10 protein-coding genes are annotated in these 10,763 nt (G+C 68.9%); 5 read left to right on the forward strand and 5 right to left on the reverse strand.

Translation table 11 applies throughout. The features are described 5' to 3' along the window. Window positions 1-546: 546 nt before the first annotated feature. Window positions 547-2,373 (reverse strand): sigma-54-dependent Fis family transcriptional regulator, encoded by a 1,827-nt coding sequence (locus tag AOK01_RS34260; protein ID WP_055518610.1) that lies wholly within the window; start codon window positions 2,371-2,373, stop codon window positions 547-549. Between the two features lie 293 nt (window positions 2,374-2,666). Here AOK01_RS34260 and AOK01_RS34265 point away from each other — a divergent pair, with 293 nt between their 5' ends. The 5 genes from AOK01_RS34265 (at window position 2,667) to AOK01_RS34285 (ending at window position 6,829) form a co-directional block, all read left to right on the forward strand. Continuing rightward, window positions 2,667-3,461 carry an acetoin reductase gene (locus AOK01_RS34265; protein ID WP_055518612.1) on the forward strand — a complete coding sequence of 265 codons (795 nt, stop codon included), beginning with the start codon at window positions 2,667-2,669 and terminating at the stop codon, window positions 3,459-3,461. Window positions 3,462-3,506: 45 nt separating this feature from the next. Continuing rightward, entirely contained in the window at window positions 3,507-4,505 is a 999-nt protein-coding gene (locus AOK01_RS34270) for an amidohydrolase family protein (protein ID WP_055518613.1), read from the forward strand. Window position 4,506: 1 nt separating this feature from the next. Beyond that, a complete protein-coding gene (locus tag AOK01_RS34275) occupies window positions 4,507-5,400 on the forward strand; it encodes a metal-sulfur cluster assembly factor (protein ID WP_079103994.1) in 894 nt (297 codons plus the stop codon). Continuing rightward, on the forward strand, window positions 5,397-6,422 hold the full coding sequence (locus AOK01_RS34280) for an NAD(P)-dependent alcohol dehydrogenase (protein WP_055518615.1): 1,026 nt from the start codon (window positions 5,397-5,399) through the stop codon (window positions 6,420-6,422). The genes AOK01_RS34275 and AOK01_RS34280 overlap by 4 nt, the downstream gene beginning before the upstream one ends. Before the next feature lie 77 nt (window positions 6,423-6,499). After that, window positions 6,500-6,829 (forward strand): putative quinol monooxygenase, encoded by a 330-nt coding sequence (locus AOK01_RS34285; RefSeq protein ID WP_055518617.1) that lies wholly within the window; start codon window positions 6,500-6,502, stop codon window positions 6,827-6,829. Window positions 6,830-7,420: 591 nt separating this feature from the next. Here AOK01_RS34285 and AOK01_RS34290 read toward each other — a convergent pair. From AOK01_RS34290 to AOK01_RS34305, 4 genes are all read right to left on the reverse strand, one after another. Continuing rightward, window positions 7,421-7,633, reverse strand: coding sequence for a DUF397 domain-containing protein (locus AOK01_RS34290; RefSeq protein WP_055518618.1), 213 nt, complete (start codon window positions 7,631-7,633; stop codon window positions 7,421-7,423). Beyond that, complete coding sequence (locus AOK01_RS34295; RefSeq protein WP_055518620.1) at window positions 7,630-8,520, reverse strand: helix-turn-helix domain-containing protein; 891 nt, start codon at window positions 8,518-8,520, stop codon at window positions 7,630-7,632. Before AOK01_RS34295 ends, AOK01_RS34290 begins: the two co-directional genes overlap by 4 nt. A gap of 139 nt (window positions 8,521-8,659) precedes the next feature. Beyond that, on the reverse strand, window positions 8,660-9,271 hold the full coding sequence (locus AOK01_RS34300) for an RloB family protein (protein ID WP_213862194.1): 612 nt from the start codon (window positions 9,269-9,271) through the stop codon (window positions 8,660-8,662). Next, window positions 9,210-10,547, reverse strand: a complete 1,338-nt coding sequence (locus tag AOK01_RS34305) for an AAA family ATPase (RefSeq protein WP_055518623.1) — start codon at window positions 10,545-10,547, stop codon at window positions 9,210-9,212. The genes AOK01_RS34300 and AOK01_RS34305 overlap by 62 nt, the downstream gene beginning before the upstream one ends. Between the last annotated feature and the right edge of the window lie 216 nt (window positions 10,548-10,763).

Genomic DNA, 10,763 nt, shown 5'->3' on the forward strand with positions numbered 1-10,763 from the left:
CCTCCCCCTGGGGCGACCCCCGCCACCCCTGTGTCGCGCACATGACATCACGGCTCTGCAGCGCCACTTGCACAACTCACCCGGGCGGCAGCGGACCTGCCTGTCCTGCCGGACTCTCCGGGTGTACGAGAACTCCTCGAAACCCCGGATGCTCCCCGCATCCAAGGTCCTTTTCGGGCCCCCCGGCTCGATCGTCACCACGTCCGGCGCCGGGGACGCGACTCCTGGTTTTCCGTAGCGCCGGACCTATCCAGTCTTACTGGTCGCCTCGTGCTCGAACAGCCGAAGCACGGTCAATCTAGACCATCGGCGCCGGTATGTAGAGGGGATGTGTGTGATTCGTGTTCAAGCTTTGGACTACATCCACCCACTCCACCCACCTGGTGCCCACCGGTCACGGAGGCGTGGCCACATCGAGCCGCCTTCGTACGATCCGGAATGCGCCGGAGACGGAAGGGCACGGGCTCTGCGGCCCCCGGACGGCGGTCGCGGCCCGACTCTCTCCGCCGGTCGCCGCCCCGCCTCTTCGCCGGTTCCCGACCGGGCTCAGTGGCGGGTGGGAAGTGTGATGCCGTAGGCCCGCATCTTGCGGTAGATCGTCGTGCGGGAGATGCCGAGCCGCTGCGCCGCCACCAGTTTGTTGCCGTCCACCTCCAGCAGGGCCTGGACCAGGGTGTCGCGCTCGGACGCCTCCCAGGCGCTCAGCGGCCGGCTGCCCGCGCTGTGCAGGGACGGCGGCAGGTCGCGCAGCTCGATCCGGTACGTGCGGCGGCCCGCGGTGGCCTCGCGCAGGGCGAGGTTCAGCTGGCGGACGTTGCCGGGCCAGTCGTGCCTGCGCAGCAGAGGCAGCACCTCAGGGGCGCACTCCACGCCCGCGCCGATGCGTTGCAGCAGACAGTCGACCAGGGCCGGGAGGTCCGCGAGACGGTGCCGCAGGGCGGGTACCGCCGCCGCTTCGACGAAGCAGTGCCGCAGCGGCTCCGGTACGCCCGGTGCGCTGTGGAGCGTGCCCACGATCCAGGTACCCTGCGCCGCCGCGGCGTCCAGTGCGCGGGCGACGGCGGGTCCCTGCCCGGGGGCCACGGCGTCGATGTTCCGCAGGACCAGGGTGCGGCCCGGCCCGGTGGGCGCCGCGCGCAGGGCGGCAGGCAGGTCGGTCTCGGCGCCGGCGGCCCGGGGGTCCGCGGCATCCACGATCACGGGTGCCGAGGCCGCCCCGGTCAGCGCGTGCGCGGCACGGACCAGTGCGGACTTGCCGGTTCCGGTCTCACCGTGGAGCAGCAGCGGCGTCCGTTCGCGGGCGCAGCGCGACACCGTACGGGAGACGGTGTTCCACGCCGGGTCCGTCCCGGCCAGGCCCGGCAGCGGCCATGGCCGGTTCGCGTCCTGCTCCTCGGAGGAGCGTGAGCCGGTACCGGCGCGCAGACCGGTACCGGGACGGCGGGCCTGGTCGGCGGGGTGGTCCGGGAAGGCCAGCTCCAGCAGGTACCCGGCCGCACCCGCGGAGCTGTCGACCTCGCGGCACCGCACCAGCACGGTCTCCCCGCCGGTCAGCTGCACCTGTTTGCGGGTGCGCGGCGCGTGTCCCAGTTCGGCGGCGGCCTCGTGCAGCAGCCGGTGGTCGTCGCTGGTGAGCCTGGCCGTCGCCGCGGAGTTCGCGAGCACGAAATCCTGGCCGAGACAGAGCACCGGCCGGTCGCCGTAGTGGGTCACGCGCTGGAACGCCTCCAGCAGGGCACGCTGGTGCGAGCTGCTGAACTCGTACATCACGCGTTCGATGTCGCCGACGGCTTCCTGCACCAGGGCTGCCATGAGGGTGCGCGCCGGGCCGTTCCAGCAGGTCAGGTTCATGGCGCCCTCGACCCGTCCGGTGACCGAGTTACGGATCGGGGCGGCGGCGCAGGAGACGTTCTGCAGGCGTTCGTTGAAGTGCTCGGTGCCCAGCACCACGTTGGGCCGGTGCTCCTCCAGCGCGACCCCGATGCCGTTCGTGCCGACGAACTGTTCGGCGTAGTTGAAGCCGGGCGCCAGGTGGACCCGGTCCAGGTGCACCGAGAGCCGTTTCTCGCCGACGCGGCGGTCGCGCACCCAGCCCTTCCGGTCCGTCACGATCACACAGGCGTCCGAACCCGCCAGCGCCTGTTCCAGCCGGTCCAGGACCGGCGTGGCGGCGCGGACCAGGCGGCTCTCCCGGTCGTAGTCCGGCTGGTAGGGGACGACCACCTCGTCCGTGCCGATCCCCAGGTACTTGGAACGCCGCCAGGAGTTGCGGATGCCCTCGGGCACGATCTCCGCAGGCAGCTCCGCGTTCTCCAGGAACTTAAGGCGTGCTCGCGCGATGGTCCGGTCCCGCGCTGTGCCGTCGCTGAGCATGGCGCCTCCGATGAGCGTGTTTCCGCCATATTACGAACACGTTTGCGCCTGTCAACGGGTGGTTCCCCATGACTTTGCCGGGCGTTCGCCATGCCCCGGTCATGCGTCGGCGATACCCCGGGCGGGGAGCGGGCAGGGAGCGGGCAGGGAGTGGTCCGGGTGTGTTCCACATTGAAAAACTCGACGGCGCCTGTCGCCCCCACGCTGATGGACAGCAGCACAGCACCACAGCACAGGACAACAGCACCGCACGAAGGGTGCGGCCGCTCACCGTCGAGCACAGGAGCAGCACCATGACTTCCTCCGACAACGCACCCCGTACCGCGATCGTCACCGGCGCGGCCCGCGGCATCGGCCGCGGCATCGCGGAGCGGCTGGCCGCGGACGGACTCGATGTGGCCGTCGCCGACCTCCCCGGCATGAGTGAGGAACTGAGCGAGGTGGCGGCCGGCATCGAGAAGACGGGCCGCCGGGCGCTGGCCGTGCACGCCGACGTGACCAGCAAGGAGCAGACCGACGCGCTCGTCGAAGAGGTGGCGGGCCGCTTCGGCAGGGTCGACGTCTACGTGGCCAACGCCGGCATCGCCCGGGTCACCCCGCTGCTGGAGACCGGGCTCGACGAGTTCGAGCAGATCATGGCCGTGAACCTGCGCGGCGTCTTCCTCTCCTACCAGGCCGCGGCACGCCAGATGATCGCCCAGGGCGGCGGCGGCAAGATCATCGGTGCCGCGTCGATCGTCGCGTACCGCCCGTTCGCGCTGCTCGGCACCTACTCGGCGTCGAAGTGGGGCGTACGCGGTCTGACCCAGGCCGCGGCCATGGAGTGGGCGCGGCACGGCATCACCGTCAACGCGTACTGCCCGGGCATCGTCGGCACCGACATGTGGGACCTGATCGACGAGCGGCTGGCCGAGGAGGCGGGTCTCCAGAAGGGCGAGGCCATCAGCAAGCACGCGGAGGCCATCGCGCTCGGCCGGGTCGAGGAGCCGGCGGACGTCGCGTCCTTCGTCTCGTACCTGGCGTCGCCGGACTCGGACTACATGACCGGCCAGTCCGTCATGATCGACGGCGGAATCCAGTTCTCCTGACGCGCTCCGACTTCATCCACCCATCGCGAACTGAGGGAGACAAAGATGTACTCCAAGGACGGCGAGAACTACTTCATAGTGGACGCGCACGTCGCGCTCTGGGACGCGCGCCCCGAGAACCAGCTCAACATCCACGGCAAGCAGTTCATCGACTGCTTCTACGACTACCACCGCAACCTGAGCCCGGAATCGGAACTGTGGCCGTACGAGGAGTACCTCTACTACGGCGGCGAGCGCCTGATGAAGGACCTTTTCGTCGAGGGGTACGTCGACCACGCCATCTTCCAGCCCGCGCGGCTGGGAGCGTTCTACCGCAACGGTTTCGGGCAGACCGAGGAAGCCTTCGCGCTCACCCAGCAGCACCCGGACAAGCTGACGTACAACCATTCCTGGGACCCCCGGTACGAGCAGAAGGGCCTCGACCAGCTGCGGCGGGACGCCGAGCGGTTCCAGCTCAAGGGCGTGAAGCTGTACACCGCCGAGTGGAAGGGCGACAGCCGCGGCTACAAGCTCGACGACCCGTGGACGTACCGCTATCTCGAAGCGTGCCAGGAACTCGGCATCAACAACGTCCACGTCCACAAGGGGCCGACGATCCGGCCGCTCGACCGGGACGCGTTCGACGTGGCGGACGTCGACAAGGCGGCCACGACGTTCCCCGAGATGAACTTCGTCGTGGAGCACTGCGGCCTGCCCCGCCTTGAGGACTTCTGCTGGATCGCCACGCAGGAGCCCAACGTGCACGCGGGCCTCGCGGTCGCGATGCCCTTCATCCACAGCCGGCCGCGGTACTTCGCGCAGATCATCGGCGAGTTGCTGTACTGGCTCGACGAGGACCGCATCCAGTTCTCCAGCGACTACGCGCTGTGGACGCCGCGGTGGCTGATCGAGCGGTTCGTCGACTTCCAGATCCCCGAGGACATGACCGAGTACGAGCCGATCACCCTGGCGCAGAAGAAGAAGATCCTCGGCCTGAACGCCGCCGCCATGTACGACATCGAGGTCCCGGCGGAGCTGGGCGTGGCGGAACCGGCGGTGGCCTGAGATGCGCACCGCCACACGGGAACAGGCAGTTCGAGACCAGGCTGTCCGTGAACAGGCCCTCCGTGAACAGGCCGCCCGCGCGGCCCTCGACACGGTCTTCGACCCGGAGCTGGACGAGCCGATCACCGACCTCGGCTTCGTACGCGCTGTGACGGTGACCTCCGAAGGGGCGCTCACGGTCCGTCTCCGGCTGCCCACCTCGTTCTGTTCGCCGAACTTCGCGTACCTGATGGCCTCGGACTCCAAGGACGCGCTGACGGCCCTGCCCTGGACACGGGAAGTCGTGGTGCTGCTCGACGACCACCATGACTCGGACCTGATCAACCGCGGGCTGGCCGCGGACGCGGGCTACCGCGGAACGTTCGGGGCGGAGGCCGAGAAGGACCTCGAAGAGCTCCGGCTGACGTTCCGCCGCAAGGCACACACCGCGGCGATGGAGCGTGCGCTGACCCTCGTGCTCCGCGCGGATCCGGACCTCACCGAGGAAGCCCTCTACGACGTGGTCCTTGGCGACCTCCCCGACACGGCGACGTCCGGCGCGCTGCTGCGGCGCCGGGAGGCCCTCGGCCTCGGCGTGGCACCGACCGACCCGGTCCTGGTGGACGAGGACGGGCGGCGCTACCCGCCGGGCGAGATCCCGCTCCGGCTGCGCTTCGCCCGTGCGGTCCGGGTGTCGATCGACGGCAACGCGCACTTCTGCCGGGGCCTGCTGCGCACCCGGTATCCGCAGTCAGGGGCCGACCAGTCCCCGCGCGCGGGTGAGCCCGTGCCGACGGGGGAACTCGTGCCCGGCGGGCAACCGATACCCGGCGGGGAACGCGTACCCGCGGAGGAACTGGTCTCCGGGAGGGAGCTCCTCCACCTCACCGCTCCACCGAAGGAGAACGTCTCGTGAAAGCAGTCCAGGTCGTGGGCTACGGCAAGAACCTTGAGATGGCCGAGGTCCCGGCCCCGGAGGTCACCGGCCCGTACGACGTGATCGTCAGGATCGGCGGGGCCGGCGTGTGCCGCACCGACATCCACATCCTGGAGGGCCAGTGGGCCGAGAAGTCCGGGGTGGCACTGCCCTACACGATCGGGCACGAGAACGCCGGCTGGGTCCACGCGGTCGGCGGCGCCGTCACCAACGTCTCCGAGGGCGACAAGGTCATCGTGCACCCGCTGATCACCTGCGGACTGTGCCGGGCGTGCCGGGCCGGTGACGACGTGCACTGCGAGAACAACCTCTTCCCCGGCATCGACACGGCCGGCGGTTACGCCGAGTACCTGAAGACGTCCGCGCGCAGTGTCGTACGGATCGACGACTCCCTCGAACCCGCCGATGTTGCCGCGCTCGCCGACGCGGGACTCACGGCCTACCACGCCGCGGCCAAGGCCGCCCGGAGGCTGCGGCCGGGTGACCGCTGCGTCGTGATCGGCGCGGGCGGGCTCGGGCACATCGGCGTACAGGTGCTCAAGGCGATCACCGCCGCCGAGATCGTCGTCGTCGACCGCAACCCCGACGCGGTGGACCTGGCCGTCTCCATCGGCGCCGACCACGGTGTCGTCGCCGACGGCGGCCAGGTGGACGCGGTGCGCGAACTGACCGGCGGGCAGGGGGCGGAGGCGGTCATCGACTTCGTCGGCGAGGGCGGCTCCACCAAGGACGGCGTGGGCATGCTGCGCCAGGCGGGCGACTACCACGTGGTCGGCTACGGCGAGAACATCGACGTCCCGACCATCGACATCATCTCCGCCGAGATCAACTTCATCGGCAACCTCGTCGGCTCCTACAACGACCTGTGCGAACTGATGGTCCTGGCCGCGCAGGGCCGCGTACGCCTGCACACGGCCAAGTACCCGCTCGACCGTTTCCAGGACGCGCTGGACGACCTGGGGAGCGGCCGGATCAGGGGCCGGGCGATCCTGACCCCGTGACCCCGTGACCCCGTGACCCCGTGACCCCGTGACTCCGTGACTCCGTCCCGAACGGCAAGGAACAAGGAAGTGATCCCATGATTTTCATCGCCGTGAAGTTCCGTGTCCTTCCCGAGCACGCCGACCGGTGGCCCGAGGTGGTCGAGGAGTTCACCCGGGCGACGCGCGCCGAGCCGGGATGCCTGTGGTTCGACTGGTCCCGCAGCATCGAGGACCCGGCGGAGTACGTACTGGTGGAGGCCTTCCGGGACGACGAGGCCGGCGCGGCACACGTGGGCTCGGCGCACTTCAAGGCGGCGCAGCAGTCACTGCCGCCCCACCTCGCCGAGACGCCCCGGATCATCAACGTGAAGGTGCCGCAGGACGACTGGTCGCTGCTGGGGGAGATGGCGGTCGACGAGGGCTGACGCGGGTCGGAGGCACGTCGGGGTCACGTCGGAGTCGCAGAGGGGCCCGAAGCCGGTTGCTCGGGCTTCGGCGGCCCCTTGATTCCCCGGTCGGGTCCGTCCCTCGGAGCCCGTTCTCGTCCCGGACCAGCGGCACCCCGGGATCGATGTCTTCCGCGAGTCCGTCTCGGTCTGTGCTCCCGGCAACGGCACGGCTGACAGATTCGCGGCCGCCGGGGCAGGGACGGATCTCAGCAATGCGGATCGAGGGATCGCAGCAGGTCGAGCAGCCCCCACTGCTGGACATCCGCTGGCTCCAGCGCTTCTGCTTCGGACGCTTCGGCTCAACTGCCAGACCAACGCCTGCACTCCCCTCTGTAGAGTTCTACGACCCTGCCCGGCGTGCGGACGCATGGACCGCGTCCTCGCTGTGGCCGTCTGCGTAAGAAGGAGATGCGCGCCGCGCACGCCGAGTTCACGCGGCGGCTCCGGGCGGCGGGCTGGGAGCCCGGCGACACGGAACCGCCGAAGTCCGTAACGAGGTAGTTCCGGCCCGCACGTACGTCGAGAACCCTCCGCCGTAACACCGGCGGAGGGCTCTCCATGCGTGGATCAGGCGGATCGATCGGCCGCGAGCCCGACGAACCCGGCCCACGCGTTTCGCGACACGGCCAGCACCGGTCCGCCGAGCACCTTGGAGTCGCGTACGCACACGGCGTCTGTAACTGCCGCGACCTCCACACACTGCCCGCCCTCAGCGCCGCTGTAACTGCTCTTGAACCAGGCAAGATCCGCTATAGAGGCGGACGTCCTAGCGATGTTCATAGCTCCCCCAGCAACTTCTCGATGAACCCCAAGGACTCTCGCGGAGTGAGAGCCTGGGACCGGATGATTCCATAGCGCGCCACGGCGAGATGTGACTGCTCGCGATCAGTGAGCAGGCTGCTCCGGCCCTGCACCTCCATGTACACGAACTGGTCGCCACCCTTGCGCGTGATCACAGTGAACGGCCCGTCCACCCCCGCGTTGTCCTCGCGGTCGAGGGGCATCACCTGGATCTCCACGTTCCGCCTCTGGCCGAAGACCAGCAGTTGCTCAAGCTGCCCTCGCAGTACATCCGTACCACCGAGCCGTCGTCGCAACACCGACTCCTCCAAGACGAAGCTGAGCAGCGGCGCGGGCCAGCGGCCGAAGATCTCCTGTCGGGCAAGGCGGGCCGAGACCCGCTGCTCGATGGTCTCCTCGTCCAGGAGAGGCCGACGGGCCCCGAGCAACGCCCGCATGTACTCCTCCGGCTGCAAAAGGCCGTTGACCACGTGCGTGTCGTAAGCGAGGAGCTCAACCGCCTCCGCCTCCAGCCGCGCCATGTCCCGGAAGAACGACGGATACTGCGCCCGCGCGACCTCCTCCTTCAGCGCCTGCAGCACACCACCCGCGTCCAGTTCCTCGTCCGCCCGGTCGATGAACTTCGGCGGCGGGATTCTCCGGCCCTGCTCGAATGACGCGATCGTCGCCGCCGAGTACCCCGTGCGGGCCCCGAACGCCGCCCGGTCCAGGTCGGCCCTGCCCCGCAGCAGCTTCAACTGCCGCCCGAACGCGACGACGATCCCCGTCCCCGGCTCGTCCTCCGGCCGCTGCCCGGCCCCCTGCCCCTCCGCGCTCACCGACGCTCTCGCGTCCGTACCACCGTCGTCCTGCCCGTGTCGTTCCACCCCGTGTACCGCCTCCCCGGCTCGACTCGCATGTCGCTGTGTCACCGTCGGTCACGTTATGCGACGGGAGGTTTTCCGGAACGGGGAAAAGCGCCGGTTCACCCTTCGGTGGACGGACTCCCGCACCGGCCGCTGATGGTCAGCGCCAGGCGCCACATGCGAGTGGACGGATTGGTCTCGTGCTCGTGTGCTCCGGAGCGAGGTCCCGGGCGCGCGCGACCGCGTGCTCCCAGCGGTCACCGCCGTAGTAGCGCGGGAAGTCGACGCTCTTGTCCGTACGGACCTCCGCGTGCTTCTGGAGCAGCGGCTTGAGGGTTCGGTAGTCGGCTACCCAGCTGCGATGGTCGGTGTGGTGGAGCAGGAGCCACAGCTCGAAGCACGGGTTGGAGACGGCGAGTTCGATGTTCTCGCGCCGCGCGAGGCGCTGGGCGCGGTCCAGGTCCTCGAACTCGTCGACGTCCACGACGCACCAGACCTGGTCGAACTCCCCTCCCGAGCCGCCCCACCGGTCCGCCGCGTACCGTACGACCTGGGACGGCGAGCCGGGCCTCTCGGTGACGCGGACCGAGAGCGTCCGGCGTTTGAAGGCGGCCTTGAAGCCCTTGAGGTAGTCGCGTTCCGTGGTCTCCGCGCCGCAGACCACCAGTAACCGGTCCAGGCTGTCGCGGGTGTCCGTTCGGCGGCCGAGGTCAGTCTCGTGCGAGGGTCCCTGAGGGCTTCTCCAGCCGCTCGGTTTCGGCGTCCTCGCCACGGCGTCCCCCTCGCTGTGCCAGAACGCTGGCGAAACTGTCGTCGATGAACGGGATGCCACCGTAACTGCCGCCCAGATAACGACGCTCGCGGTTCTCCTCCTTGCGCGGCTTGAACTCCGCGAGGGAGTACAGGGTCGTCTCGCCGTGGGAGTCCTTCTCCACGAACCACACCTGGTCCCGTTTGAGGATGTCCTCGCCACCCGCCCGCCCCAGCAGACTCGCGTCATGGGTGGTGAAGACGAGTTGCGCGCCCCGTGGATTGGTGGCCGGGTTCTGGAAGAGGTCGATGAGCCGGGCGGTGAGCAGGGAGTGGAGGCTCGAATCGATCTCGTCCACGACGAAGGTTCCCCCCCTCCTCAGCACGGCGAGGAAACGCGGCACGTGACCGAGTAGTGCCTGAGTGCCCGAGGACTCGTCGTGCAACTCCATCTGTACGACGCCGTCCCGGCCCCGGTGGCCGATCCACGGCCGGACCATCTCGCGCGGGCCCTCGTCCTCAAGTTCTGTGAGGAACGAACGAGGAATGCCGTATCCGTAGCGTTTGCGCAGTGCTTCCTCGTCCATCGGGACACGTTCGGTCCCGCACTCCTCGATACCCAGGTCGGCCGCGCGCAGCAGTTCCAGGATCTCGGGATACTGGTCGGCGTCCTCCAGCGCGCGCAGCGCGGAGAGGCCGTTCAGGCGCGCGTTGCCGGGGTTGCGGAACTGGAGCTGCCGGGCGAACCAGTCGTACACCGGGCGGAAGTCCTGCTGCTTCGAGCGGGCGGCCATCGACAGGAACAGCACGTTGGACTCGGTGATGCTCTCCACCAGGGCGAGCTGAACCGGCTGCTGTGACGCGCCCGGTGTGACGTCGTCACCGATGCGGGAGAACAACTCGCGCTTCTTGCCCATCGGGTAGCTGTGGAGCCACTCCTCGACGACGCACTCGTCGTCGACACCGAAGCCGTAAGTGTGGCGCGTACCTTCGAGGAGGAGATCCACGATGTACCAGGACGGTTCGTGCTTGGCCTCCGGGTCGAGGACGAAGGGCTTGCGGTCCACGCCGCCGTCCGGCTCGGAGTCCTGGTGGGAGGAGACCACCATGCGGGCCATGTACTGGAGCGCGCCCACGAGATTCGACTTGCCCGACGCGTTGGCTCCGAAGATCCCGATGACCGGCACGGCCTGCCAACTGGTCGCCTCCGGACGATCCGCGTCGTAGACAGGGTGCAGATTGAGCTGTTGTTCACGACGGATGGAGCGATGATTCGCCACCCGGAAACTCAGCAACATCGAAATTCACCACCTTCAGAGTCACTTTCGCTGCTGTATCCTCCCGCCTCCTTGCCAGTAAATCGCGCGAAACACCTTCAGGCAATCAGCACTCACCCTTACGAGGCGTTCTGTGCAGAAAACCCGCACACGTTTGAGCCAGGGTGGGAGGGCTCCTCCTGGTTCCCCGGCCAGGGGTGCGTGATCGTCGGGGTTTCGAGGTCATGCCCGACCGGG

Source organism: Streptomyces aurantiacus (genome assembly GCF_001418335.1).
Lineage (GTDB): Bacteria > Actinomycetota > Actinomycetes > Streptomycetales > Streptomycetaceae > Streptomyces > Streptomyces aurantiacus.